Below are 26,522 nucleotides of genomic sequence, written 5' to 3'. Positions count from 1 at the left end.
GACAGAAAAAATGACCCCAACCACCCTGCAAAGCTACATCGCCGGCCGCTGGCAAGGACAGCAAGCCCACCAGCCCCTGCACAGCGCCCTGGACAACCAGCTGATCTATCACACCCACGCCGAAAAAATCGACTTCGACGAAGCCCTGGGCTACGCCCGGAAGCAAGGCGTACGCGAGCTGATGGCGCTCGACTTCCAGAAGCGCGCCCAGCGCCTGAAGGCCCTTGCGCTCTACCTCATGGAACGCAAGGAAGAGCTGTACGAGATCTCGCACCTGACCGGCGCCACCCGCCCGGACAGCTGGGTCGACGTCGAAGGCGGCATCGGCACCCTGTTCGCCTACGCCAGCATGGGCTCGCGCGAGCTGCCGTCGTCGAACGTGCTGCATGAAGGCCCGGCCATGGCGCTGGGCAAGCGCGGCGGCTTTGCCGGCACCCACATCCTGGTGCCGCGCGGCGGCGTGGCCGTGCACATCAACGCCTTCAACTTCCCGATCTGGGGCCTGCTCGAGAAATTCGCGCCCAGCTTCCTGGCGGCCATGCCCTGCATCGCCAAGCCGGCGACCGCCACCAGCTACCTGACCCATGCCGTGGTCAAGATGATGATGGAATCCGGCCTGGTGCCGGAAGGCAGCCTGCAACTGGTGATCGGCTCCACCGGCGACCTGCTGGACCGCCTGACCGGCTTCGACGCCGTCACCTTCACCGGCTCGGCCGACACCGCCGCCAAGCTGCGCGCCAACCCGAACCTGATCCGCGAAGCCGTGCCTTTCACGGCCGAAGCCGACTCGCTGAACGCCGCCATCCTGGCGCCGGACGTCGGCCCGGACGACGAGGAATTCGACCTCTTCGTCAAGGAAGTCGCGCGCGAGATGACCGGTAAGGCCGGCCAGAAGTGCACGGCGATCCGCCGCATCATCGTGCCGGAACAGCACGCCGATGCGCTGGGCGAGCGCCTGCGCGCACGCCTGTCGAAGATCGTGGTCGGCAATCCGAAAGTCGAGGGCGTGCGCATGGGCGCGCTGGCCTCGATGGACCAGCACCGCGACGTCTCGGAGCGCGTCGAGATGCTCGCGCGCGGCAACGAAGTCCTGTTCAGCGCACGCGACGGCTTCAAGCCGGTGGGCGAGGGCGTAGGTGCCGGCGCCTTCTTCTCGCCGACCCTGATCCTGTGCCGCAACGGTTTGACGAACGACGCCGTGCACGACGTCGAAGCCTTTGGCCCGGTCAGCACCATGATGACCTACCGCGACATCGACGAAGCCCTGATTCTCGCCGCGCGCGGCAAGGGCAGCCTGGTGACGACCCTCGTCACGAAAGATCCGGCGATCGCCGCGCATGCGGTGCCGGTGGCGGCGGCCTCGCACGGCCGTGTCCACATCCTCGACCGCGTGGCGGCCGTCGATTCGACCGGCCATGGCTCGCCGCTGCCGCAGCTGAAGCACGGCGGTCCGGGCCGCGCCGGCGGCGGCGAAGAACTGGGCGGCATCCGCGCCGTGAAGCACTTCCTGCAGCGCGCCGCGGTGCAGGGCTCGCCGACCATGCTGACGGCGGTGACCGGCGAATACGTGCGCGGCGCCGAGGTCAAGGAAAGCGAAGTCCACCCCTTCCGCCGCTGGTTCGAAGACCTGGAGATCGGCCATTCCCTGTTGACCCACCGCCGCACCGTGAGCGAGGCGGACATCGTCAACTTCGGCGGCGTGTCCGGCGACTACTTCTACATGCACTTCGACGAGRTSGCGGCCAAGGACACCCAGTTCGGCAAGCGCATCGCSCACGGCTACTTCGTGCTGTCGGCGGCGGCCGGCCTGTTCGTGTCGCCGGCGCCGGGTCCGGTGCTGGCCAACTACGGCCTCGACAACCTGCGCTTCGTGGCGCCGGTGGCGATCGGCGACACCATCCGCGCCCGCCTTACCTGCAAGCGCAAGGTGGACCGCAACCGCACCGACGAGCAGGGTCGCGGGCAGGGCGTGGTGGCCTGGGACGTGCAGGTGACCAACCAGCATGATGAGCTGGTGGCGAGTTATGACATTCTGACGTTGGTGCAGAAGCGGGGTTAAGCCTACTTTCCGTTCCCGCTGCGGCGGGAACGGCGTTCGCGGGCTGTTTCCCTGCGGAGCGTCATGGCCCGACGCGCATTCATTTTCCCCATCCCCGGCGAGGCCAAGGGCTTGGCGATGCCGGCCCGAACTGCAGTCCGCAGCGACGGGTCGTAAATCAAATCGACCGCAAGCGCGGCGAGGCGCTGGGCTTCGGCATGCTCGCCGATGCCGGCCGTGATCTCAACATCGCGGCGTGCCGATTCGGTATAACTCTTGATACTGGCCCAGCGCTGCGGCGCCCGGGTGAAGCGGCGGTGCTTGATATCCTGGATGTCTTCGCGCAGCACAGTCGCCGAGGTGCGGAGCCGCGCTTCCGGATCCGTGCGGAGCTGATGGGCCAGTCGGTAGTCCTTCACTGCAACGATGGACGGCAAGGCCAACTTCGCGCATTCCCCCGCAAGCACCGGGTGCCGTTCGGCCAGCGCCATGTAGAGTTCATAGGTGGCGCCTGATTGGCCGAGCCGTTCGTCGATCGCTTCGATGTCGCGGAATAAGGCGTGGTTGCCTTCACCCTGGAGAAGGGTTTGCGCCTTCTGTTCGCGCAGCTTGATGAGCGCTTGCCGGGCAGGCGGATAGGCTTTGCCCAGTTTCAGCCAATCATACAGCGCGTATGACAGCCGTACGCCAGCCAGGTACCGGTTTTCTTCCAGCGCGTGATGGTGGAACCACACCAGTTCACGCAGGGCTTCCTCGTGCCTGCCTTCGCGCGCGGCCTGCCGTGCTGCGTGCAACCTTTCCAGTGCCTTCATCGCTTGCCCCCGTGTTAAAACCAGGAACAAGATAGCAGCTTCAAGAAGCGCAAAATGCGCTGATTCTCACCGCAGATTCGTCAGGTAAGCCAGCCGCCGCTCCGCCGACCCCTCATCCGGCTCGAACAGCACCAATTCCTTCATCACCCGCGTCAACCCCACATACAGATGCCGCACCTCATTGGTCGCATCCCTGGTCCGCACGAACTCGTCCTGCGCCAGGAAAGGCATCAGCACATAGGGCCACTCCCTGCCCTTGGCCGCCTGGATGGTGGTCACCCGCACCAGGCTGCGGCGGGTGCCGATGCTGTTCGCATTCTTCGACCTGCGCACCAGCGCGACATCGTTTTCCATCTGCGAAAGCAGGGCCAGGAACTGCGCCGCCGGCACCTGGCCGTGGCTCGAAGCGAAGCGTAAAAACGCGTCGATCGAGCGGCGGGCGGAAGCGACGCGGTCGCGGCTGACGAAGGCGCGGCTGGTGGCGTCGTGCAGGTCGACCTGGCCGCGCAGCATGGTCAGCAGCTCATGTGCGCTCGCGGTCCCGGTCATCGACGCCATCTTCTCGATCACGGGCCGGATCAGGTTCTTGGACTGGCGCGCCTGCGGGCTGTCGAACTCGGTCTCGCGCAGCAGGGCGCCGTCGAAGAAGCTCTTCAGCACTTCCGGCGTGCGCCTCACCTCGTCCTGGGCATACGCCAGCACCGAGCGGCGTTCGGCCCATTCCAGCTTCCAGTGCTTGGGATCGCGCGTCAGGTAGAAGTAGCGCGACAGCGCCAGCACCATCTGCACGCAGGTGTCGGCGTGGGCGCGGCCGTGCAGGGCCGAGTAATCGTTGCTGACGTAGTGCAGGATCCCGCGCAGCAGCAGGATCTCCGGCAGCAGCAGGAAGGTCTCGAAGCCGTCGCACTTGTACGGGATCTTCGCTTCCATCAGCGCGGTCTCGATCTCGATGCTCTGGTCGACGTCGCGCAGCACCACGGCGAAGTCGCGGTTGCTCGGCTTCGGGCGTCCCTTCTGCAGGCTTTCCTTGATGGCCTCGGCCACCAGGCGCGCGCAGTCGCCCGGCTGCGAGGGGTCGTAGCGCATGCGGCGCACGACGGTGTCGCGGTCCGGACGGCCTTCGCAGCCGTTGCGGGTCAGGCCGTCGGCAAGCAGCGCCGGGTCCTTGCCGAAGCGGTAGGACATCCCCAGCGGGAAGCGCTTGGCATCCGGACGGTAGGCTGCCATGAAGCGCAGGCCGGAAAAGACAGGGTCGGCGCCGCGGTCGCGGTTGATGGTCTGGTCCTTGTCGCCGGCCACCACCAGGCGCGCGCCGCGCCGCAGCCGCGCCAGCAGCTCGAACTCCGCCGCGTTCACGTCATGCCATTCGTCGACCAGGTACAGCGACCAGCGGCGCAGCTCCTGGCCCAGCGCCGGCTGGCGCTGCAGCAGGTAGACCAGGTCGGCGACGGCATCGTTCGGGCCCTGCCAGCGGAATTCCTCGGGGTAGGGATGGCGCTGCGCCTCGTACTCGCGGATGATGTCCGCGATCGGGTCCGGCTGGCCGGCCAAGTCGCCGTCGCCGCTTTCGTCGTAGTCGGCATCGTCGCCGTCGTTCGTATCGTCGTCGTCGTGGGACTCGGCGTCCTTGGGCGCGAAGGCGCGGGTTTCCAGCGCGGCCTTCAGCTGGGCCAGGCGGCGCGCGATGTCGTCCAGGTGCTGGTTGTTCTCGTCGAGGCCGAAATTGAAGTCGCTGCGGATGCCCTGTTCCTGGTAGCGCTGCCAGACGCGCGCGGCGGCGTCGACCAGTTCGCCGCGGATGCCTTCGACGTCCTGGTGCACCACCGGGCGGCCGATGCGGCCCTTCTCGGCCAGGTCCTCGATCAGCTGGCGCGCGAAGTCCTCGACCGTCATCACGAAGGTCGCGCTGTCTTCGCCGACTTCCTCCTTCAGCTTTTCATGGAAGCGCAGGCGCGCGCCGCGCGAAAAGCACAGGGCCAGGATCGCGCGTTCGGGCAAGCCGCCCTCGCAGGCCTGGCGCGCTTCCATCGCCAGCGTGGTGGTCTTGCCGGCGCCGGCGACGGCGTCGATCAGCTTGACTTTGTTGGGGGACTGCAGGATGGCAGCCTGCTGGCTGTTTGCTTGCGTGGACATGCGTGTTGGTTCCGGCTTTTTGGCTACTATACACTGTCATCTGTCCATTACCCTCATCAAGGAGCGTCCATGTCGCGGTTAGACCTGAGCAGTATCCCCGTGATGACCGGCACCGGTTATCCCGATCCCTTCGCCGAGGCCGTCAGCGGGCGCAGTCGGCAGGCGCTGGGAGACGCCGGCGGCATCACCCAGTTTGGCGTCAACATGGTGGAGCTCCAGCCGGGCGCCGCCTCTTCGCAGCGCCACTGGCATTCGCGCGAGGACGAATTCGTCATGGTCGTGTCCGGCGAACTGACCCTCATCACCGACGAGGGCGAAACCCTGATGCGCGCCGGCGACTGCGCGGCCTTCCCGGCCGGCCGGCCGAACGGCCATCACCTGGTCAACCGCGGCTGGGGCACGGCGCTGTTCCTGGTGGTCGGCTCGCGCAGCAAGGAAGACAGGGCCACCTACCCGGACATCGACCTGCTGTACGACGGCAGCACCGACAGCTATACCCGCCGCGACGGCACGCCGTATCCGAAACGCGACAAGAACGCGCCCCCGGTCACGACGCCGCTGCCGATCGAGGCCGAGACTTTGGCTCCGCGCGTCTACATCGCCGACCATGGCGAGCAGGATGGCGTTCATCCGGAGCGTGCCGAGCGCGACCCGGTCGAACGCGACTCAGGCGGCTGAAGCCACGCCCAGCCGGCCTTCCGGCGTCTTCACCGCGCGCAGATCCGCATAATCGCGCACCGCCGTCACCCCGGTGTCGAGCGGATGCGCGTGGGTGATGGTGACGACGATGCTGTCCATGCCGGCCGCTTCGGCGGACCTCAGGCCGGCCAGCGTATCCTCGAACACCAGGCAGTCGGCCGGCGCCACGCCCAGCTTGCGCGCGCCCAGCAGGAAGGGATCGGGCGCCGGCTTGCCGCGCTCGACGTCCTCTGCCGCCACCAGCACATCCGGGATCGGCAGGCCGGCGGCGGCGATGCGCGCTTCGGCCAGCAGGCGCGGGGCCGAGGTGACGATCGCCCAGCGCTCGCGCGGCAGGCTGTCGAGGAAGGCGGCGGCGCCTTCGATGGCTTCGATGCCGGCCACGTCCTCGATTTCGGCACGGGTGATGAAGGCGGCCTCAGCCACCGGATCGACGCCCGGCAGTTCGAGGCCGCGGATGGTCTCTTCGGTGCGCTTGCCGTGAATGGTCGGCAGGAAAGCCTCGACGTCCAGGCCATGCCCCCTGGCCCACTGGCCCCAGACCCGCTCGGCGGCCTTGATCGAGGTGAGGATGGTGCCGTCCATGTCGAACAGGAAGGCGGCGTAGCTGCGCTGCGGCAGGTCGGTCCGGAATGCTTGGGTCACTGTTTGCTTTCTTAGTAGAGTCGCCCGGAGTTTACCTTGCGTTCGTAACGGTCGTGCACGTGCTGGCTGATGAAGCCGGACAGGCCGCGGCCGGCAATGGCCAGTTCCTGCATTTTCGCGACGTTGGCGGCGCCGGCGCTGTCCTCGGTGTAGAGGTAGCGGTCGCCATTCCTGAATTGCACGATGATCTGGCCGGCGTCGATGTCGTAGGCAAGCACGCCGGAGTCGCCGCCCAGGTTTTTGTAGCGGTGCATCTGCTTTCCCCCCAAACTTTCCGTAGATTCTAGCGGGGCCGCACCGGGCTTGACGCTCGAAAGAACGGATGCCAGACTGACGGCTTTCAATGACCACCAGAGGAGACGACAAAATGAACCAGCCTGATACCGTCCTCCGGTCGGCCGCCTGACCCGCTGATCATCCCGGCGATGTTCCTGGCGCGTCCCGCGCGCTGACCTTCCATTCTCGACTCTCGTCCGTCCCATTCGCCATCGTGCGCGCCTGCGGCGTGGTGCCGGTCATGGTACTGACCAAGGGAGAAATCGGCAGCGAAGTCCAGGCCACCGGCGGCACGCGCCGCGGCGACGAAATTACCGCAAACTGCTGAGGGAGGTGCGCCGCGCCGGGCAGACGCCGCTCGACCGGATCGCCGAGCGGTCACGCTGGAAGGCCCTGTGCAAGGCGGCCCTCCAGTGCGGACGCGGCAAGCGGGGCGGCTGAAGGTCCTGCTCAGTCGGCCAGCTGGCCGCGCACGCGTTCGATGGCTTTGCGGACCTGGTTCGGCGCGGTGCCGCCGACGTGGTCGCGCGCGGCCACCGAGCCTTCCAGGGTCAGCACGGCGAACACGTCCTGTTCGATCAGCGGCGAGAACTCCTTCAGGCGCTCCAGCGGCATCTCGGACAGGTCGCAACCGGCCACGTCGCAGGCGCGCACGGCATGCGCCACGGCTTCGTGGGCGTCGCGGAAGGGCAGGCCCTTCTTGACCAGGTAGTCGGCCAGGTCGGTGGCCGTCGCATAGCCCTGCAGGGCGGCGGCGCGCATGTTCTCGGCCTTGACCGAGATGCCGGAAGCCATGTCGGTGAAGATGCGCAGGGTGTCCAGCACGGTGTCGACGGTGTCGAACAGCGGTTCCTTGTCTTCCTGGTTGTCCTTGTTGTAGGCCAGCGGCTGGCCCTTCATCAGGGTCAGCAGGCCCATCAGGTGGCCGTAGACGCGGCCGGTCTTGCCGCGCGCCAGTTCCGGCACGTCCGGGTTCTTCTTCTGCGGCATGATCGACGAACCGGTGCAGAAGCGGTCGGCGATGTCGATGAAGCCGACACGCGGGCTCATCCAGGTGACCAGCTCTTCCGACATGCGCGAGATGTGCATCATCAAGACCGAGGCGGCCGCCGTGAACTCGATCGCGAAATCGCGATCAGACACAGCATCGAGCGAGTTGTGGCTGACGTCCTCGAAGCCCAGGGTCTTGGCCACGCGCAGGCGGTCGATCGGGAAGGTGGTGCCCGCCAGGGCGGCGGCACCCAGCGGCAGGCGGTTCACGCGGCGGCGCGTGTCGGCCATGCGCTCGGCGTCACGGCCGAACATCTCGACATAGGCCAGCAGGTGGTGGCCGAAGGTCACCGGCTGCGCCACCTGCAGGTGGGTGAAGCCCGGCATGATGGTGTCGGCGTTGCGTTCGGCCAGGTCGGTCAGGGCGCCGCGCAGGCCTTTCAGCAAGGCGAGGATGTCGTCGATGGCGGCGCGCATGTACAGGCGGATGTCGGTCGCCACCTGGTCGTTGCGCGAGCGGCCGGTGTGCAGGCGCTTGCCGGCGTCGCCGACCAGTTCGGTCAGGCGCTTCTCGATGTTCAGGTGCACGTCCTCCAGGTCGAGCAGCCACTCGAACTGGCCGGCTTCGATTTCGCTGCGGATCTGGGCCATGCCGCGCTCGATGTCGGCGCGGTCCTGTTCGCTGATGATGCCTTGGGCGGCCAGCATCTCGGCGTGGGCCAGCGAGCCCTGGATGTCGAACAGGGCCAGGCGTTTGTCGAAGAATACGGAGGCCGTATAGCGCTTGACGAGATCGGAGACGGGTTCGGAGAAGCGGGCCGACCAGGCTTCCGCTTTTTTGGACAGTTGTGCGGTCATGATGGAGGAGGGGTGTGGGAGTTCCTTGGATCCCTGATTATAAACTGTGCACCGCTTTGCTTCCCCAATCCTTCCCCCAACGCTGGGGCGATGACTTTAGGAAAGAAATGCGGGATGATGTGCCTGTTGATAACGATAAGGAGACAGGCATGAAGCGTTGGACACTCGTGGCGGTGGCGATCGCGGTAGCGGTCGGCGGCATTTACAGCGCCAAGGCGCAGACGGCGGCGACCCCGGCAACACCGGCGCCCCCTGCTGCTGCGGCGGCACCGGCAGCACCTGCTACCCCGGCCGTGCCGGCGTCGAATTACCAGGCGCGCAGCGCCGACGTCGAGAGCGTGGACGGCATCGTCGCCGCACTGTACGACGTGATTTCCGGCCCGGCCGGCAAGCCGCGCGACTGGGATCGCATGCGTTCGCTGTTCGCACCGGAAGGCCGCCTGATGGCCGTCGGCGCGCGCCCGGACGGCAGCTTCGTCCTGCGCGGCATGGGTGTCGAAGACTATATCGCGCGCAATACCAAGGCCTTCGCCAGCATGGGCTTTTTCGAAAGGGAAGCGGCGCGCACGACCGAGACCTTCGGCCAGATCGTGCACGTGTTCAGTACCTATGAATCGCGCCACGCGGCCGGCGACGCCAAGCCTTTCCAGCGCGGCATCAACAGCATCCAGCTCTACAACGATGGCAAGCGCTGGTGGGTCGTGAACGTGCTGTGGCGCGCGGAAGACGAACGTTTGCCGTTGCCGGACCGCTACCTCAGCAGTCATTGAACGATGGGGCAGCGCACGATTGGCTGAATCGACCCTGGCGGCGCGAACGGCGCTAGAATTGGTTTTTTTACCAGAGTTGCCGATCGACGCCGTCCCATGATTACTACTACCAACGACTCCAGTTTCCAGGTCAGTACCGATCGCACGCGCCTGGACGTGCCGATGATTTATCGCTACCTCAGCGAAAACTCGACCTGGGCCGTGGGCATCTCGCGCAAGGTGGTCGAGAGCTCGATCGAGAATTCGCTGTGCTTCGGCGGCTACCTCGACGGCCGTCAGATCGCCTTCGCGCGGGTGGTCACGGACTATGCGACCTTCGCCAACCTCTGCGACGTCTTCGTGGTTCCCGAGTACCGCGGGCGGGGCTATGCCAAGCAGCTGCTCCGCATCGTGTTGGAGCATCCGAGCCTGCAGGGCCTGCGCCGCTTCACGCTCAACACCACGGATTCGCACAGCTTGTATGAGCGCTTCGGTTTCACTGCGCCGCAACGCCCGGAAACCGTGATGGAGCGTTACTCCCCGAACATTTATCTGACCTAACGCGGCTCAACACGGCGCCGGGCCTCTGCAATCAGGCTTACGATTGTTCCAACGGTCAAGATTGGAAGGGAGTCCATGTTAAGGCTCGCACTGCGTGTCGTCGTCGTCATGCTGGCCTTCGCCAGCGTCCAGTTCGCATCGGCCGCCGATGCAAGCGCCGCCTCCAACGCCACGCCCCCGAAGGGATCGCTGGTCATCATCGGCGGCAACCTGCGTCCGGCGAATGCCCCGGTCTGGGAGCGCATACTGCAACTGGCCGGCGGCAAGGATGCGCGCATTGCCGTGTTCGCCTCAGCCTCGGGCTATCCCGAAAAATCCGGCAAGTTCCTGGTCGACCGCCTCAACAGCTATGGCGCCAAGGCCTTTTTCGTGCCGGTGGCCGTCAAGCTGGCAGGCAGCGATTACCATGCTGCCGCCGACGATCCCAAGCTGGCCGAGCTGGTGCGTTCCGCGGGCGGCGCCTTCTTCGCCGGCGGCGACCAGATCCGCATCACCAGCGCCCTGCGTCATGAAGACGGCAGCAATACCCGCGTGCTCGATGCCTTGTGGGACATGTACCGGCGCGGCGGCGTGATCGCCGGCACCAGCGCCGGCGCCGCCATCATGAGCAGCACCATGTTCGGCCGCCCGCGCGCCGTGCTGGCCACGCTCAAGCTGGGCATCGAGGACGGCAAGGAAATCACCGATGGGCTGGGCTTCGTCGGCGACGACGTCTTCATCGACCAGCACCTGCTGGTGCGCGGCCGCTTCGCGCGCATGCTGCCGGCCATGCTGGCCAAGGGCTACAAGCTGGGCCTGGGCATCGACGAGGACACCGCCATGGTGGTGTTGCCGAACCGCGACGTCGAGGTGATCGGCTACAAGGGCGCGCTGGTGCTCGACCTGTCCGCCGCCAACGCGCGCGAGGGCGCCTTCAACGTCAGCAACGTCCGCGTCAGCTACCTCGACAATGGCGACCGCTTCAACATCGTCACCCATGAATTCACGCCCTCCGAAGACAAGGCCGACGGCAAGCTCGATCCCTCGCGGCCGTATTACCGCGAGCCCCTGTTCACCGCCGATATCCTCGGCAACTCCACCGTCGTCGACCTGATGAGCAAGCTGATCGACAGCGACCAGCCGGAAGCCATCGGCATCACGCTCGGCAGCCCGAACGGCGTCCAGCCCGACCTCGGCTTCGAGTTCCGCTTTACCCGCGCCGCCGACAGCGTCGGCTACTCGTCGGCATCGACCGATGCCTACTCGATCTACAACCTGCGGCTCGACATCCGGCCGATCCTGATCCGGCGGCCGCTCTACCAATACAAGTCGCCGCAATAATTGCATAAAAGAAAATATTGGGATAGATTGTTGCTTTGTCATCTATTCCATATCACTTTTTTATGCACTTCGAAGTCCCCAAAGCGAAGAAATTCAAGGAGTTCGGCGGCGAGTACGTGATGATCGTCATCAGTATCCTGACCGCGCTCGCGCTCGAGCAGGGCTTCGAGGCCATGCACCACCGCCACCTCGCGCATGAAGCCAGCGCCAAAATGAATGCCGAGCTGCGCCGCACGATCAAGGAAGTGGATGCCGCGCTCGAGCACAACGAGAAGAAGCGGCAGCAACTCCACCAGGCCCGCGACCAGCTGCTGGCGGGGATACGCGCGAAGACCGACGATGCCGAACTGATGCAACGCTTCAAGAAAGAATGGGCGGAGATGATGCGCCTGGACCTGGACACGCCCACCCTGCACCGCGAGGCATGGGAGGCGGCGGTCGCCAACCAGGCCGTCACCTGGCTGCCCCGCGAAGCGCTCGAAAATTATGCGGGCGCCTACGGGGCGATCCGCGACACCAGCACCTACACCTATAGCGGCGCACTGATGTTCCTCGATGCCCCGCGTCTCCTGGACACCTTCAGCAAGGCCGAGATGGGCACGGCGAATCCGCAGGAAATCTACCAGCTGGCGGCGCGGATGGTGGCGGCCTACGACAACCTCGACAACAACCTGGCGTCGCTGAACAAGGTGCTGAAAACCGTGGTGGCCGAAAACGACAGCGGCCACGCCGGCAAGTCCGGAAGCTGATCTCAGCGGCAGTCGCCGATCTTCTTCAGCAGCCGGTACTGGGCATCGACCATCGGCGGATTCGGATCGTGCCCGGCGCGCGGCACCAGCACGTATTCCTTGTGCGGGGCCTGGATGAAGTCGAAGTAGCGCTTGCTGGGTTCCGGCATGGTCAGCAGGTCCTGCTCGCCCTGCACCATGTAGACGGGCAGCGCGAACTTCGGCCCCAGCTTGTATAAATCGATCTTCGACGAGATGCCGTCGCCTTTCAGGCCGACGAACTGGAGCCATGAGTAATCCTCGCCGGCCGTGTAATCGGCTTCGTCCTTCGGCGTCGCATATGCCGGGTCCGGCGTCCACCAGGCCTTGGGCGCCGGCTCCGTGCCCAGGGCTTCGTACTTGCGCATGATCCGGCGGATGATGCCGGGGCTGCGCGGGTCGGTCCAGGGCGGCGCCCCGATCGCATCCAGCTTGCCGACCGAATCCGCATCCCCGGCCGCGCGCGCCAGTGCCAGCGTGGCRTCGTAGCTGCCGCGCTGCGAGACCGCGTTGCCGACCACCTGGGCGCTGCTGACGAAACCGCAGAACATCTCCGGATTCGACTTGGCCATATACACGCCCAGCACCGAGGACCAGGATCCGCCCATCAGGATCACCTTCCGCTTGCCGAAGCGCCGCGCCGCATGGCGCGCCACCTCGACGCCGTCGTCGCGCAGGCGCTCGACCACCAGCGGCTCTTCATCCTTCATCGGATTGCGCCCGAAGGTCTTGCCGGCACCGCGCTGGTCCCATTGGACGATGGTGAAGTCCTTTTCCCACCCCTTGTAGACCTTATCGGCCCACGGCGTGGTCGAATTGCCCGGCCCGCCGTGCACGATCAGGACGATCGGGTTGGCGCAGCTGCTGCCCTTGATCCTCACCCATTGTTCGATGCCGCCGATGGGCACGAAGCCTTTTTCGTCGATGGCCTGGCCGGGCGTGATGCAGGCTTGCGCATGGGCCGCCTGGTGAAAGAACAGCAAGGAGAGGGCGGCAAGGGCGAGGAAGTGGCGCGGCATCGTGTTCTCCAGTAAGCGTGCTGGCCATTCTTGCCGAGAAATCGGGCCGGGTCATCCTGCGTTAAATGACAGGAGGGCATGCCGCAGTGGATAGACAGGTTTACAATTCGATGATTCTCAGCTGCAAGGAAGACCATGTCCCCCGCTTCGAAACGTCTGCTGTCCACCCTGTTTGCCCTCGCCTGTAGCGCCGCCGCCGGCGCCGCCACGGCCCAGCAACCCGCCACCGTCCGCCTCGACTACACCCACAGCGGCAACGCCCTGTCCGAGCAATACGCCATCGAGCGCGTGCTGATCGAGCCGCTGCCCTGGCCGGGCGACATGTCCCAGCCCTTCGACAACACCAATCGCGGCAACAACCGCCTCGAAGTGGCCGATGCCAGGACCGGCGACCTGCTGTACTCGCGTGACTTTTCCACCGTGTTCGGTGAATGGAAGACGACCGAGGAGGCGAACAAGCTCAGCCGTGGATTCCATGAATCGGTGCGCTTCCCCCAGCCCGACCGGAAGGTAGCCGTGCGCATCCTGAAGCGCGACGAGCGCAACGAGTTTTCGGTGGCGTGGAGCGTCGAGGTCGATACCAAGGCCCAGGACGTGGTGCGCAGCCAGCCGCCGGCGCCGGCGAAACCGATCCCGATCAAGGTCAGCGGGCCGTCGCCGCAGAAGGTCGACCTGCTGATCCTGGGAGACGGCTATACCCAGAAGGACATGAAGAAGTTCGAGGACGATGCGCGGCGCCTGTCGAAGCACCTGTTCGAAGTGTCGCCGTTCAAGGAACGCGCCAGTGACTTCAACGTCTGGGCGATGGCGGTGCCGACCCAGGAATCGGGCATCACGCGGCCCTCGACCGGCGTGCACCACGCATCGGCGCTGGGCACGCGCTACGACATCTTCGGCAGCGAGCGCTATGTGCTGACCCTGGACAACCGCGCGCTGCGCGACATCGCCCAGTACGCGCCCTACGAGTTCATCGAGATCCTGGTCAACAACGATACCTATGGCGGCGGCGGGATCTTCGGCCAGTTCAGCACGGCGGCGGCCAGCAACGACTGGGCCAATTACCTGTTCGTGCACGAGTTCGGCCACCATTTCGCCGGCCTGGCCGACGAGTACTACACCTCGCCGGTGGCCTACCAGTCGAGCGGCGCGCGCATGGAGCCGTGGGAGCCGAACGCGACCGCCTTGCGCGATCCGGGCAAGCTGAAATGGAAGAAACACGTGCAGGCCGGCACGCCGCTGCCGACCCCGTGGCCGAAGGAAGAGTACGAGGCCTATTCGCGCGAGTACCAGAAGCGGCGCGCGGCGCTGCGGGCGGCGAACCGTCCGGAATCCGAGATGAGCGCCCTGTTCAGGGAAGACCTGGTGCACACGAAGGAACTGTTCTCGAAGGCGCAGTACCGCAACGCGATCGGCGCCTTCGAGGGCGCGAACTATGAGGCCAGCGGCTATTATCGTCCGGCCATGCAATGCATCATGTTCGACCGCAGCGAGCAGTTCTGCCCGGTGTGCCAGGACGGGATCAGCGAGATCATCGACCTGTACGCGCGCCCGGCGAAATAAGCGTTGGAGCGGCATCGCGCCGAATCGTGCGCTGCCGAACAGATGGCGGGGGCGCCGGCTCCTATGCTCGTTGCTTACCTAAAGCAACGGGACTCAACATGAAAACATTCCTCGCCACCATCATCTGCGGCTTGCTGGCGGCATCCGCCCAGGCCCAGGTTCAATCCCAGCCGCAAGTCAAACCCCAGCCGCGCGAGCAGGCCGGCAGCAGCGCCAACACGGCGCCGATCGGCCAGGCGGTGTCGGGCCATAACTCGACCGCTGCCGGCGTCTCCGGCACCGGCCTGCACACCGACGGTACCGCGACCACCGGCAGCGCGCATGGCGTTACCGGCGAGCAGGCGGCAGGCGTCAACAGCGCCGGCCAGGTCACCAGCAAGAGCACCGCCGTGATCGGCGTCTCGCCGGAGAAGGCGGACAACGTCAACGCCCAGGCGACCAACACGACGGCGCCGAACAGCACGGCCAAGGACGCCAAGGCGACCGGCGGGCGCGGCAAGGCCGGTACCAAGGCCGAGATGGAAGTCCGCAAGTCGAACACGACCAAGGTCAAGGAGCCGCCGGGCTCGCGCCTGAAGACCGTGCATTCGGTCGAGGCAGGCCGCGAGAAGCGCGCCGAGGTCAAGGAAAAATCCAGGCGCAAGGCAGCCAACCGAGAGGCTGGCGGCGACACCGAAAACCGCTGAGATCTTTCGTAACAACTTTAACAACACTTCCTTGGGCTGTGTGCGCTGTCGTACAGAGTCAATACGGCCCAAGGCCTATTCTGTTAACTCGAATTAATAAAAAGCCATGACGCAACTGCGTCGTCTCACCATATACGGAATAGGAGAAACCCCATGAATAAACTGCTCGCCACCCTGATCGCCGGCCTGTTCGCCACCTCGGTGTACGCTCAGACCCAGTCGCAGAGCACCAGCTCGACCGGTACCCCGACCAACAGCACCGCCACCAGCACCGCTACCGGCATGACCCCGGCCACCGCCAACGGCGTGACCCCAGCACCCGGCACCACCGTGGTCGGCACCACCTCGCCGGCCCACGGCACCAGTGGCATGGGCCAGACCGCCGCCTCGACCGGCGACGCCAAGGCCGACAAGGACATCGCCAAGGCGAACGAGAAGGAATCCAAGGAAATCGCGAAGCAGGACGAGAAGATCTCGAAGGCTACCCAGAAGGCCAACGAGAAAAAGGCCAAGGCCCAGCACAAGGCTGAGAAGAAGATCGCCGACGCCAACGACAAAGTGACGAAGGCCGACCCGGAACACAAGGCCAAGGCATCGGCCAAGGCCGAGAAGAAAATCGCCGAAGCCCATGCCGACGCGCAGGAAACCATGATCAAGGCCGACGAAAAGGCCCAGAAGAAGATCGTGGACGCGAATGCCGACAAGGCCAAGGCACAGAACAAGGCTGCCGAGAAGACCGCCAAGGCCGTGGCTGACGCGCACAAGGACGCTGCCAAGTAATCCTTCATTCTCCGCCAGACCCCGTCCGGACGCCGGTCCGGGCGGCGCGACCCTACGCCGGCGCAGCCGCGACGGCGTTCTTTCCTTCATTAAAATTTCACATTTGCCCGTCTGCAAGTCAGACGCTGCGCGCGTACGCGTGAACGGAATACATGATTCCATTGATCTACAACATTGATTTACATCAGATTTTATTTTGATTGTTGTTTTTTGTAACATTACAAAACCGTAATGTTGCGCTTGTTGCGAGCTCATCACTTGTCTCGTAGACTGGATTTTTAACATTTCAGTCGCCGGTTCAACAGGAGGAGTCGTATCGTGTTGCGTTCCCCAGCTCGGCCTTACCGCATTTCCCTTCCGCTTTCCCATTCGCGCGCGCACGTTCCGCTGCCGCCGCGCTAGCACCTCCGTCACACAAAGTTTCGCGCATCCGCCTGTTTACCCAGGCGGGTTTGCAAGGCATTCGAGCGCCAGGCCGGCGCACGTCCGTAGGTCGGCCTGTCGTTTGGATAAACCGTCACGGCCAGGGCCAACAGCCCTGGCTGGCGGGGTTGGAGACCGTCCCAACCGGGACGCCATTATTTCAATAAAGATCGAAACGGAGAAAAAATGCAATTCAGCCGTCAACTCAGCCTGCTCGCGGCAGGCCTGGCATGTGCTTTCGCTGCGCACGCACAAACCGTCAAGGAAACGCCGAATTCCCAGTTCAAGCCGACCGGCAAAGGCTGGGGGGAGCTGGACAATGTCGCGATGCAGCACTCGAACGGGCAGGCAGGCGGTGCCTCGCGCAGCGCCGGCATTTCCAATCTGACCCTGCACGGCGGCCCGGTGATGGTGGCGCCGACCAATATGTACTACATCTGGTACGGCTCGCAGTGGGATGCGGCATCGCAGAACGTGCTGACCAACCTCGGCCAGCACATCGGCGGTTCGCCCTACTTCAACATCAACACGACCTACTACAACAGCGCGAACGTGCACGTGCAGAACAGCGTGACGCTGGCCGGCAGCACCACCAATACCGGCACCTACGGCACCCAGTTGACCGATGCGAACATTGCCTCGATCGTGTCGGATGCGATCACCTCGGGCAAGCTGCCATCCGATCCGAATGGCGTCTACGTCGTGCTGACCGACCACTCGACCACCGCGACTTCGGGCTTCTGCACCCAGTACTGTGGCTGGCATGACCACACCTCGATTGGCGGCAAGGACATCAAGTATGCCTTCGTCGGCAACGCTGAAACCCAGTGCGCCTCGGCCTGCGGCGCGACCAGCCCGAGCCCGAACAACACCCCGGGCGCGGACGGCGCCGCCAGCGTGCTGGCGCACGAGCTGGAGGAAACGGTCACCGATCCGAACTTGAACGCATGGTACTCGAGCTACGACGGCAAGGAAAACGGCGACAAGTGCGCGTGGAACTTCGGCACCACCTCGCTGGCATCGAACGGCGCCAAGTACAACCAGACTTTCGGCACCATGAAGTACCTGATCCAGCAGAACTGGCTGATCGCCAGCACCCAGAAGTGCGTCCAGCACTATCCCTAAGCAGGGCGGCGTCGGACCTGGTCTGACGCTATCCTGACGATGTGGCGCCCGCCGCGGCATTGGTGGGCGCCAGCTTTTTCATTCTCCTGTCGAGGCATATGAAACGATTCCTGATTCTCCTGGGCCTGCTGGCCACCTTCGGCGGCGCGTTCGCGGCCGGCCAGGTCGCCCCGAACGGGCGCGGCGGGGCGGTGACGCCGACGCGCAACGTCCTCACTTTCACCAAACTCGAAAACGCCTGGCTCGAGGCGCTGCAGCGTCGCGACGCCGAGGCCCTGGGCCGGCTGCTGGCGGACGACTTCGAAATCCGCAGCGCCGCCGCGCCGGGCGTACCGACCGCGCGCGCCGAAGCCTTGCGCGAATCGCTGCGCGCGCCCGTGTCCAGGTCGTCGATCGAGCAGATGGCGGTGCACGAGTACGGCGACGTAATGCTGGTCAGCTTCCTGTGGACGATCGCGGACGGGGCCGCGCCACAGTCCTTTTTTGTGGTCGACACCTGGAAGCGCAGCGGCAGCGAGTGGAAGGCGACGGTGCGTTACGCCGCGCCGGCCGGCGCTGGCGCCGCGATGGTACCGGGAGCGGTCGCGCCCAGCGACCAGTCGCTGCGCAAGAAGATGTGACGCCATGGCCTTCCTGCTGGACAGCAAACTCGGATTCGGCACGGTCTGTGTGGCCGGCATTTTCATCGGGGTGACGGCGGCGTTCTGGCTGCAGGGCGGCGACGCGCCTCCCGCCAGGCCGGCGCCCGCGGCCGCATCGGCCTGGGATGGCGCGATCGGCCCCGGCGCCCTTGCCGCGCCGGCGCCCAGCCCCGGCAGCGCCTCCCGCGAGGCGGCGCCGGGCGAGCCGTCGCTGGTGGATGCCGGCGGCCGCCTCATCATCGGCCTGCCGCTGCGGCAGCTGATCGATTCCTACGTCGTGAAGACCAAGGGCGGCGCACGCCAGGCAGGCGCCGCCGAACTGCGCGCCTACCTGCGCCAAGGCCTGAAGCAGCCGGCGCTGGCGCAGGCGGAAGGCCTGGTCGGCGACTACCTGCGCTACCTGGATGCCGAGCAGGGCTTGCGTGCGCAGCTGCGCATCGCGCCGCCCGGCGAGGGCGCCCTGGATGCTGCCCAGGTCGGACAGATGGAAGACTGGCTGCGGCAGCGCACGCAGTTGCGCGAACGGATGCTGGGCACGGCCGTGGCGCAGGCATGGTTTGCGGCCGAGGATGCCGATTGCGACACCGCCCTGGCGGACTGGCGCAGGATGCACGCGCCGGCCGGGTCGGCCGAAGTGGATTCGAACGAACTGCAGGCACGGCGCCTGCACGGCGCCGTGCTGGAGCAGCGCCGCGAGGAGGGCGCGCGGCTCTGCGCCGCGCAGCTCATCGCGGGCATGGGCGGCGGCGCCGGAACATGAGGGAAGCGATGGAATGGAGACGATGAAAACGATGACGACGATGGCGAGAATCGCCGCGGCGATGGCGCTCGCCGCAGGAGCGGCAAACGCAGCAGCCCGCCCGCACACCGAAACGCCGGACGAGGCGCGCGTCCACAAGCTGGTGGAGCCGCGCATGGGCAACAACGTGAAGGTGGACGTGGTGGAGAAGACGCCGTATGGCGGTCTGTATGAGATCCGCACCGGCGGCGACATCTTCTATACCGATGCGAACGCGCGCTACATGTTCGTCGGGAAGGTGGTCGACCTGGGGACGCTGCAGGACCTGACGCGCGCGCGCACCGACGAGCTGGCGGCGATCCATTTTGCCGACCTGCCACTGGAGATGGCGATCAAGACCGTGAAAGGCAATGGCGAGCGGGTGATGGCGGTGTTCGAGGATCCGAACTGTCCTTACTGCCGCAAGCTGCACGAAACGCTGCGCGGCATCGACAACGTGACCGTCTATACCTTCCTGTTGAATATCCTGTCGGAAGACTCGGCGGCCAAGTCCAAGAATATCTGGTGCGCGACCGACCGCTCGCAGGCCTGGCAGCAGTGGATGCTGGAAACGAAGGCGCCGCCGGCCGCCCCGGCCGGCTGCATCGCGCCCGGGGAACAGGTGCTGGCACTGGGCCGCAAGCTGCACGTGCAGGGCACGCCGACGATCTATTTTGCCGATGGATCGCGCAGCGGCAGTGGCTTCGACACGGCGACATTGGAAGCGCGCCTGCGCAAAGGGACGAAACCGTAAAGTCGGTCGGATGCCATTCTGTTCGTGACGCCCGCCGGGGTAGCGACGGGCGTCACTTTTTTATTGGCCGTCGCCGGTCGTACGCATCGACAGGTCTTTCGCCTTCAGCTTGGCCGACAGCGGCTTGCCCTTGCGTGCCCGCTTGCCGAAGTGCGGCTCCAGGCCCGATGCGAACAGCTCCACGGTGCGCGGTTTGTCGCCGGCCCAGGTGCCGATCACGTTCAGGCCTTTCTGGTTGATCGGCTGGGCTGCGAGCAGGGATTCCTTCGGTTCCAGCTCCATCAGGGTCACGCCGCGGCCGCCGTTGGTCAGCACCTTCATCTCGTCGATGCCGAACACCAGCACGCGGCCCTTCTCGGACAGGCAGGCCACCGCGCCGGCGGTATCCGGCACCACGCGCGGGGCCAGCGGCACGGCGCCGTCGTCCAGCGTGATGAAGGACTTGCCGCCCTTCAGGCGGGTCGCCATGTCGCCGGCCTTGGCGATGAAGCCGAAGCCCGCGGTGGTCGACAGCAGCAGGCGCGTCTCGGCATTGCCGGCGAAGTAGTAGAGGATGCGTCCGCCGCCCGACAGGTCGACCAGGGTCGTGATGGGCACGCCGTCGCCGCGCGCACCCGGCAGCGCCGCCACCGGCACGGAGTAGGCCTTGCCGTTGTCGCCGATGCACAGCAGGTTGTCGATGGTGCGGCATTCGAAGGCGTAGCCGAGCGAGTCGCCGGCCTTGAAGGTGAACTGCGCCGGATCGTGGCCGATGCCGGTGCGCGCGCGCACCCAGCCCTTTTCGGAGACGATCACCGTCACCGGCTCGTCGACGATCTTCTGTTCGGCCACGGCCTTCTGCGCTTCCTCGATCAGGGTGCGGCGGTCGTCGCCGTACTGTTTCGAGTCGGCTTCGATCTCGCGGATGATCAGGCGCTTCATGGAAGACGGATTGTTCAGGATGTCTTCCAGCTTTTCCTTCTCGCCACGCAGCTCGGCCAGCTCCTGCTGGATCTTGATCGCTTCCAGGCGCGCCAGCTGGCGCAGGCGGATCTCGAGGATGTCCTCGGCCTGGCGCTCCGACAGGCGGAAGCGCTCGATCAGCGCGGCCTTCGGCTCGTCCGAGTTGCGGATGATGGCGATGACCTCGTCGATGTTCAGCAGGACGGTCTCGCGGCCTTCCAGGATGTGGATGCGGTCGTTGACCTTGCCGAGCTTGAACTCGGTGCGGCGGCGCACCGTCACGAAGCGGTAGTCGATCCACTCCTGCAGGATTTCGGTCAGGCCCTTCTGGCGCGGACGGCCGTCGCCGCCGATCATCACCAGGTTGATCGGGGCCGAGGTCTCCAGCGAGGTATGCGCCAGCAGCATCAGCATGAACTCGGCCTGGTCCTGGTTCTTCGACTTCGGCTCGAACACCAGGCGCACCGGGGCCTCGCGGCCCGATTCGTCGCGCACGGCATCCAGCGCACCGAGGATGGTCTGCTTCAGCGCCAGCTGCTCGGGCAGCAGGGTCTTCTTGCCGGCCTTGATCTTCGGGTTGGTCAGTTCTTCGATCTCTTCCAGCACGCGCTGGGACGACACGCCCGGGGGCAGTTCGGTGACCACCGCCTGCCACTGGCCGCGCGCCAGTTCCTCGATCTTCCAGCGTGCGCGTACCTTCAGCGAGCCACGGCCGGTGGTGTAGATGTCGGCGATGTTCGAGGCCGGGGTGATGATCTGGGCGCCGCCCGGGTAGTCGGGGCCCTGCACCAGCGTCATCAGCTCGGCGTGGGTGATCTTCGGGTTGCGGATCATCGCCACCGCGGCCGCCGCCACTTCGCGCAGGTTGTGCGAGGGGATCTCGGTGGCCATGCCGACCGCGATGCCGGAGGCGCCGTTCAGCAGCAGCATCGGCAGGCGGGCCGGCAGGGTGCGCGGCTCTTCGCTGGAGCCGTCGTAGTTCGGCTGGAAGTCGACCGTGCCCATGTCGATCTCGTCGAGCAGCAGGCGCGATACCGGCGTCAGGCGCGCTTCGGTGTAGCGCATTGCCGCCGCGCCGTCACCGTCGCGCGAGCCGAAGTTGCCCTGGCCGTCGATCAGCGGATAGCGCAGCGAGAAGTCCTGGGCCATGCGCACCAGCGCATCGTACACGGACTGGTCGCCGTGCGGGTGGAGCTTACCGAGCACGTCGCCGACCACGGTCGCCGATTTGCGCGGCTTCGCCGTCGGGCCCAGGCCCAGTTCGTTCATCGAGTAGAGGATGCGGCGCTGGACCGGTTTCTGGCCGTCGGACACGTCCGGCAGCGCGCGGCCCTTGACGACCGAGACCGCGTAGTCCAGGTAGGCGCGCTCGGCGAAAGTGGAAAGGGTGAGCGTTTCGGCATCAATGCCGGCCGGCTCGTGTTGTTGTTCGAAGAGGCTTGCTTGGCTCATGTTCTATCTATTCGTATTCGGTGCGTGGGCACGCCGTGCCCACGCATTACGTGCGCATCAAATGTCCGCTTCCGTCTCGTTACCGTGCTCTTCCAGCCATGCGCGGCGGGCGGCGGCTTCGCCTTTACCCATCAGCATATTGAAGCGCGCCGACGATTCGGCCAGGTTGTAGTCGCCGAAGGCCACCGGCAGCAGGCGGCGGGTATCCGGGTTCATCGTGGTTTCCCACAGCTGTTCGGCGTTCATCTCGCCGAGACCCTTGAAGCGGGAGATGCTCCACACGCCTTCCTTCAGGCCTTCCTTCTTGAGCTTGTCCTCGATCGCCAGCAGTTCGCCGTCGTCCAGCGCGTACAGCTTCTGGATCGGCTTCTTGCCGCGCGCCGGCACGTCGACACGGTACAGCGGCGGACGCGCGACACACACGTGGCCGTTCTTGAACAGGGCCGGGAAATGCTTGAAGAACAAAGTGAGCAGCAGCACCTGGATGTGCGAGCCGTCGACGTCCGCATCGGAAAGGATGCAGATCTTCCCGTAGCGCAGGCCGGACAGGTCCGGCGTATCGTCCGCGCTGTGCGGGTCGACGCCGATCGCCACCGCGATGTCGTGGATCTCGTTGTTGGCGAACAGGCGGTCGCGGTCGGTCTCCCAGGTGTTCAGCACCTTGCCGCGCAGCGGCAGGATGGCCTGGAATTCCTTGTCGCGGCCCATCTTGGCCGAGCCGCCCGCGGAATCGCCCTCGACCAGGAACAGTTCGTTGCGGGTGATGTCGGTCGATTCGCAATCGGTCAGCTTGCCCGGCAGGACGGCCACGCCCGAGGACTTCTTCTTCTCGACCTTCTGCAGCGAACGCAGGCGGGATTGCGCCTGCTTGATGACCAGTTCGGCCAGCTTCTTGCCGTAGTCGACGTGCTGGTTCAGCCACAGCTCGAGCGGCGGACGGGTGAAGGTCGACACCAGTTTCACGGCGTCGCGCGAGTTCAGGCGCTCCTTGGTCTGGCCCTGGAACTGCGGATCCAGCACCTTCGCCGACAGCACGAACGAGACGCGCGCGAACACGTCTTCCGGCAGCAGCTTGACGCCCTTCGGCAGCAGCGAGTGCATCTCGACGAAGCTCTTCACTGCGCCGAACAGGCCGTCGCGCAGGCCGGATTCGTGGGTGCCGCCGCTGACCGTCGGGATCAGGTTGACATAGGATTCGCGCACCACGGCGCCTTCCTCGGTCCAGGCCACGACCCAGGCCGCGCCTTCGCCTTCCGCGAAGCCCTCATCCCCTGCAGCCGCATATTGCGCGCCTTCGAACAGCGGGATCACGGTCTGGCCCTGGCCCACGGTCTGGGCCAGCGCTTCAAGCAGGTAGCCGCGCAGGCCTTCGTCGTAGCGCCAGGTTTGCGTATCGCCGGTCTTTTCGTTGGTGAGGGTGACGGTGACGCCCGGCAGCAGCACGGCCTTCGAACGCAGCAGGCGCTGCAGCTCGGCCATCGGGATCGTCGGGGAGTCGAAGTACTTGCCGTCCGGCCAGGCGGTGACGCGGGTGCCGTTCTTCTTGCCGCCGCGCTCGGCCGGGTTGGAGCTCAGCGGCTCGACCACGTCGCCGTGCTCGAAGGCCAGCTGGTGCACGCCGTTGCCTTGCTCGTCCTTGCGCCAGACGGTGATTTCGAGGCGCTTCGACAGCGCGTTGGTGACCGACACGCCGACGCCGTGCAGGCCGCCCGAGAAGGCGTAAGCGCCGCCCGAACCCTTGTCGAACTTGCCGCCCGCGTGCAGGCGCGTAAACACGATCTCGACGGTGGAGACGCCTTCCTCGGGGTGGATGCCGACCGGGATGCCGCGGCCGTCGTCCTCGACCGTGATCGAGCCGTCCGTGTTCATCGTCACGGCGATGTTCTTGCAGTGACCACCCAGCGCCTCGTCCGAGGCGTTGTCGATCACTTCCTGGATGATGTGCAGCGGGTTCTCGGTGCGCGTGTACATGCCCGGACGCTGCTTGACGGGCTCCAGTCCCTTCAGGACCCGGATGGATGATTCGCTGTAGTCGGTTGCAGTTTTCTTGGTGGCCATGCTGGATAGTTGTATGTCGAATGCCTGCGCATTCTATCTTGTCGGGCGGAAATGAGAACGCCAAACGACGCGGCAAAAGGCGCCAGTGTCGGTGCTTACGCGCTTTTTGGGAAGAGTGGCTAACGCAACACTGTATGGAAATACAGTATTTTTGCCTGTTGCGCCGAAGTTTGCAAGTGCTGGATGTGAGATTCTGTAAATGGGAATCGTGCGCGCCTATGGCAGGGCTATAGTGAGTTCATGGCAGAGGACAATGAAGACCGTGAAACTGCGGGGGCGCCGCGCGTGCCTGACCGGCGCGCGTCTGGAAATGCGTCGCGCTACCTGCGGCAGGGCGATACACCCTTGAATCTGGCCGGCCGCGTGTTGCGTTCGCGCTGGCGCGCCCTCAGCGACCGCTTCAGCCGCGACTTCATGCGGCGCACCCTGCGCATCGGCGTTTCCGCCCGCATCTTTCATCCGGAACCGGGCGCCGTCGGCCTGCGCAGCAAGAACCTGCAATACCTCGAAGAGTCGATCGCGCAATGGGTGATGTCGCGCGATGTGCTGGTCTTCATGGTGCCGACCGTGAACACCGGTGGTTTGCTCCACCCCAGCAACATCACCATGCGCCATTACGCGCGCCACCTGGACGGGCTGGTGCTGCAGGGCGGGGCGGACGTCTCGCCGATGACCTATTCCGAAACGCCCACCAGGCCCGAATGGAACGGCGACCGCGCGCGCGATGTATATGAACTGGAGCTGCTGCACGAGTTCGTCGACGCCGGCAAGCCGGTGCTCGGCATCTGCCGCGGTTGCCAGCTGATCAACGTCGCCTTCGGCGGCACCCTCTACCAGGACGTCGCCACCAATGTCCCCGATGCCCTGGCCCACGTGCACGAAGACTACGACGCCCACCGCCACGCCATCGTCTTCCCGCACGGTTCCTCGCTGGGCAAGATGTTCCCCGACCAGAAGCGCCCGATCGTGAATTCCATCCACCACCAGGCCGTCAAGGACCTGGGCCGCGACATCCACGTCGAGGCGATGTCGGACCCGGACGGGATCGTCGAAGCGATCCGCTACCAGCGCGCACCCTTTGTGATGGGGCTGCAGTGGCATCCGGAGTTCCACCGGGCGAAGGGGACGGAGCTGCTGGATTGTACGCCGGTGCTGGATGAGTTTTTGCGGGCTGCGCGCGAGACGCGGCTTTAAATAACTACCGTCGTCCCTGCGATTGACCACCGTCGTTCCCGCTATTGTTACCGTCGTCCCCGCCTTCGCGGGGACGACGAGATCATGCGCGGCAACGAGGTATTTCGCTTGCACAGCCATCAAACTGCCTCCATAATCTAAATGAGAATCATTCTCATGAAAACAAGGAGGCCCAATGGACGACGATTTTTTGGACGACACCCCCGCATCCGGCACCCCCAGCACCCGCCACGCCCTCTTGATCGCGGCCCTGCTGCACCTGATGTCGCAGTACACGATCCGCAGCGCCAAGCGCGACCCGCGCAATCCCGACGACGAAGGTCCCTGCGTCAAACTGGCTGCCGTGATCGAGCGCCACCTCGATGCCCTGGCGCGCCTGCCGGACGCCGAGCCGGTGCTGCGCGCCACCTGCGAGCAGCTGCGCGTGAAGTGGGAAGACCTGGTCGACAGCCGCATGCCGGCGCCAGCCAGGCGGCCGCTGTTGTCGCGCATCCTGCGTCCGGGGATGTTCAAGACCCCGGCGCTGGCCACCTGAGCCGGCGGGAGTTCAGTCCAGCCAGGTGCGCAAGGCCGCTTCGCCGTCCGGCGTGAAAGCCAGCACGCGCGAGTCCGGCACGCGCCCGGCCCAGCCCAGTTGCTGGAAACGGTCGAGGAGTAGCGTGCCGAGCTGGCCGGCCAGGTGATGGCGGCGCTCGCTCCAGTCCAGGCAGGTGCGGCAGAAGGGCCGGCGCGATGCCGGCAGCCTGTCGAGATCGATGCCGAGGGCGCGCACCGCGCCGCGGCCCGCATCGGTCAGATTGATGCCATCGGCGCCGAGAGAAAAAGCGCCGCGCTGCGCCAGGTGCTCGTAGATCAGCACGCCCAGCTCGCCGGCCAGGTGGTCGTAGCAAACCCTGGCCTTGCGCAGCGCCGGCTCGCGCGGACTGGAGCGCATCCGCACGGCGCCGGTGCCGAAGGCCACGCCCATCAGTGATTCCAGCAATTGCGCGACCTCGGCATCGGCGATGCGGAAGTAGCGGTGCCGGCCCTGCGCCTCGACGGACAGCAGGCCGGCATCCTGCAGCTTGGCCAGGTGGCCGCTGATGGTCTGGCGCGTGACGCCGGCGGCGTCCGCCAGTTCGGTCGCGGTCAGCGCCATGCCGCTCATCAGAACGGTGAGCACTTCGGCGCGCGCATGGTCGCCGATCATGGCGGCGATATTCGTGATGTTCGGTCCGTCCCTCATGCTTCGATGCTAACCGAAGCATCGGGGGATGGCAAAG

General features: G+C 65.6%; 24 protein-coding genes. 15 read left to right on the top strand and 9 right to left on the bottom strand.

Annotated elements, in window-relative coordinates; all coding sequences use genetic code 11:
- The first annotated feature begins 10 nt into the window (after window positions 1-10).
- The gene (gene paaZ, locus AC1DIX_RS04220; protein WP_477322222.1) at window positions 11-2,059 is read left to right on the top strand and encodes a phenylacetic acid degradation bifunctional protein PaaZ; all 2,049 of its coding nucleotides are present in this window, start codon (window positions 11-13) and stop codon (window positions 2,057-2,059) included.
- Window positions 2,060-2,061: 2 nt separating this feature from the next.
- Here the strand turns inward: paaZ and AC1DIX_RS04215 are convergent, their stop codons facing one another.
- Both AC1DIX_RS04215 and AC1DIX_RS04210 read right to left on the bottom strand, forming a co-directional pair.
- Entirely contained in the window at window positions 2,062-2,850 is a 789-nt protein-coding gene (locus AC1DIX_RS04215) for a hypothetical protein (protein ID WP_477322220.1), read from the bottom strand.
- Between the two features lie 66 nt (window positions 2,851-2,916).
- Complete coding sequence (locus AC1DIX_RS04210; RefSeq protein ID WP_477322218.1) at window positions 2,917-4,983, bottom strand: UvrD-helicase domain-containing protein; 2,067 nt, start codon at window positions 4,981-4,983, stop codon at window positions 2,917-2,919.
- Between the two features lie 69 nt (window positions 4,984-5,052).
- Here AC1DIX_RS04210 and AC1DIX_RS04205 point away from each other — a divergent pair, with 69 nt between their 5' ends.
- Window positions 5,053-5,661, top strand: coding sequence for a cupin domain-containing protein (locus tag AC1DIX_RS04205; RefSeq protein ID WP_477322216.1), 609 nt, complete (start codon window positions 5,053-5,055; stop codon window positions 5,659-5,661).
- Here AC1DIX_RS04205 and AC1DIX_RS04200 read toward each other — a convergent pair.
- From AC1DIX_RS04200 to argH, 3 genes are all read right to left on the bottom strand, one after another.
- Window positions 5,650-6,327, bottom strand: coding sequence for an HAD-IA family hydrolase (locus AC1DIX_RS04200; RefSeq protein ID WP_477322214.1), 678 nt, complete (start codon window positions 6,325-6,327; stop codon window positions 5,650-5,652). The two genes, AC1DIX_RS04205 and AC1DIX_RS04200, sit on opposite strands and share 12 nt — an antisense overlap.
- An 11-nt stretch (window positions 6,328-6,338) precedes the next feature.
- The gene (locus AC1DIX_RS04195; protein ID WP_441934565.1) at window positions 6,339-6,581 is read right to left on the bottom strand and encodes a hypothetical protein; all 243 of its coding nucleotides are present in this window, start codon (window positions 6,579-6,581) and stop codon (window positions 6,339-6,341) included.
- A gap of 472 nt (window positions 6,582-7,053) precedes the next feature.
- Entirely contained in the window at window positions 7,054-8,451 is a 1,398-nt protein-coding gene (argH, locus tag AC1DIX_RS04190; protein ID WP_477322212.1) for an argininosuccinate lyase, read from the bottom strand.
- A gap of 149 nt (window positions 8,452-8,600) precedes the next feature.
- Between argH and AC1DIX_RS04185 the strand changes: the two genes are divergently transcribed.
- The 4 genes from AC1DIX_RS04185 (at window position 8,601) to AC1DIX_RS04170 (ending at window position 11,830) form a co-directional block, all read left to right on the top strand.
- Window positions 8,601-9,221, top strand: a complete 621-nt coding sequence (locus AC1DIX_RS04185; RefSeq protein ID WP_477322210.1) for a hypothetical protein — start codon at window positions 8,601-8,603, stop codon at window positions 9,219-9,221.
- A gap of 96 nt (window positions 9,222-9,317) precedes the next feature.
- The gene (locus AC1DIX_RS04180) at window positions 9,318-9,761 is read left to right on the top strand and encodes a GNAT family N-acetyltransferase (RefSeq protein WP_441934574.1); all 444 of its coding nucleotides are present in this window, start codon (window positions 9,318-9,320) and stop codon (window positions 9,759-9,761) included.
- Between the two features lie 75 nt (window positions 9,762-9,836).
- On the top strand, window positions 9,837-11,081 hold the full coding sequence (locus AC1DIX_RS04175; RefSeq protein ID WP_441934576.1) for a cyanophycinase: 1,245 nt from the start codon (window positions 9,837-9,839) through the stop codon (window positions 11,079-11,081).
- Between the two features lie 62 nt (window positions 11,082-11,143).
- A complete protein-coding gene (locus AC1DIX_RS04170) occupies window positions 11,144-11,830 on the top strand; it encodes a hypothetical protein (protein WP_477250839.1) in 687 nt (228 codons plus the stop codon).
- 2 nt (window positions 11,831-11,832) lie between these two features.
- Here AC1DIX_RS04170 and AC1DIX_RS04165 read toward each other — a convergent pair whose 3' ends face one another.
- Window positions 11,833-12,867, bottom strand: coding sequence for an alpha/beta hydrolase (locus AC1DIX_RS04165; RefSeq protein ID WP_477322208.1), 1,035 nt, complete (start codon window positions 12,865-12,867; stop codon window positions 11,833-11,835).
- Between the two features lie 135 nt (window positions 12,868-13,002).
- On the opposite strand from AC1DIX_RS04165, the gene AC1DIX_RS04160 reads away from it, so the two are divergent.
- The 7 genes from AC1DIX_RS04160 (at window position 13,003) to AC1DIX_RS04130 (ending at window position 19,614) form a co-directional block, all read left to right on the top strand.
- On the top strand, window positions 13,003-14,427 hold the full coding sequence (locus tag AC1DIX_RS04160; protein WP_477322206.1) for an IgA Peptidase M64: 1,425 nt from the start codon (window positions 13,003-13,005) through the stop codon (window positions 14,425-14,427).
- 98 nt (window positions 14,428-14,525) lie between these two features.
- Entirely contained in the window at window positions 14,526-15,113 is a 588-nt protein-coding gene (locus tag AC1DIX_RS04155) for a hypothetical protein (RefSeq protein ID WP_477322204.1), read from the top strand.
- Window positions 15,114-15,266: 153 nt separating this feature from the next.
- Window positions 15,267-15,893, top strand: coding sequence for a hypothetical protein (locus AC1DIX_RS04150; RefSeq protein ID WP_441934585.1), 627 nt, complete (start codon window positions 15,267-15,269; stop codon window positions 15,891-15,893).
- Window positions 15,894-16,502: 609 nt separating this feature from the next.
- The gene (locus tag AC1DIX_RS04145) at window positions 16,503-17,441 is read left to right on the top strand and encodes a hypothetical protein (protein ID WP_477322202.1); all 939 of its coding nucleotides are present in this window, start codon (window positions 16,503-16,505) and stop codon (window positions 17,439-17,441) included.
- 98 nt (window positions 17,442-17,539) lie between these two features.
- Window positions 17,540-18,061 carry a nuclear transport factor 2 family protein gene (locus AC1DIX_RS04140; protein WP_477322200.1) on the top strand — a complete coding sequence of 174 codons (522 nt, stop codon included), beginning with the start codon at window positions 17,540-17,542 and terminating at the stop codon, window positions 18,059-18,061.
- Between the two features lie 4 nt (window positions 18,062-18,065).
- Window positions 18,066-18,842, top strand: a complete 777-nt coding sequence (locus AC1DIX_RS04135) for a lipase secretion chaperone (protein ID WP_441934591.1) — start codon at window positions 18,066-18,068, stop codon at window positions 18,840-18,842.
- A 22-nt stretch (window positions 18,843-18,864) separates the two neighbouring features.
- The gene (locus AC1DIX_RS04130; protein ID WP_477322198.1) at window positions 18,865-19,614 is read left to right on the top strand and encodes a DsbC family protein; all 750 of its coding nucleotides are present in this window, start codon (window positions 18,865-18,867) and stop codon (window positions 19,612-19,614) included.
- A 60-nt stretch (window positions 19,615-19,674) separates the two neighbouring features.
- Here AC1DIX_RS04130 and parC read toward each other — a convergent pair whose 3' ends face one another.
- Together parC and AC1DIX_RS04120 are read right to left on the bottom strand one after the other, a co-directional pair.
- Window positions 19,675-22,008, bottom strand: a complete 2,334-nt coding sequence (gene parC / locus AC1DIX_RS04125; RefSeq protein WP_477322196.1) for a DNA topoisomerase IV subunit A — start codon at window positions 22,006-22,008, stop codon at window positions 19,675-19,677.
- A gap of 57 nt (window positions 22,009-22,065) precedes the next feature.
- The gene (locus AC1DIX_RS04120; RefSeq protein ID WP_441934597.1) at window positions 22,066-24,066 is read right to left on the bottom strand and encodes a DNA topoisomerase IV subunit B; all 2,001 of its coding nucleotides are present in this window, start codon (window positions 24,064-24,066) and stop codon (window positions 22,066-22,068) included.
- A 240-nt stretch (window positions 24,067-24,306) separates the two neighbouring features.
- Between AC1DIX_RS04120 and AC1DIX_RS04115 the strand changes: the two genes are divergently transcribed.
- Both AC1DIX_RS04115 and AC1DIX_RS04110 read left to right on the top strand, forming a co-directional pair.
- Window positions 24,307-25,260 carry a gamma-glutamyl-gamma-aminobutyrate hydrolase family protein gene (locus AC1DIX_RS04115; RefSeq protein ID WP_477322194.1) on the top strand — a complete coding sequence of 318 codons (954 nt, stop codon included), beginning with the start codon at window positions 24,307-24,309 and terminating at the stop codon, window positions 25,258-25,260.
- A 175-nt stretch (window positions 25,261-25,435) separates the two neighbouring features.
- Window positions 25,436-25,795, top strand: a complete 360-nt coding sequence (locus AC1DIX_RS04110; protein WP_477322192.1) for a hypothetical protein — start codon at window positions 25,436-25,438, stop codon at window positions 25,793-25,795.
- A gap of 12 nt (window positions 25,796-25,807) precedes the next feature.
- On the opposite strand, the gene AC1DIX_RS04105 is transcribed toward AC1DIX_RS04110, so the two are convergent.
- Window positions 25,808-26,485: an ArsR/SmtB family transcription factor gene (locus AC1DIX_RS04105; protein WP_477322190.1), complete on the bottom strand. Its 678-nt coding sequence runs from the start codon at window positions 26,483-26,485 to the stop codon at window positions 25,808-25,810.
- Between the last annotated feature and the right edge of the window lie 37 nt (window positions 26,486-26,522).

Source organism: Massilia sp. 05N420, from assembly GCF_056397205.1.
This window is presented reverse-complemented; position numbering and strand designations above follow the sequence as displayed.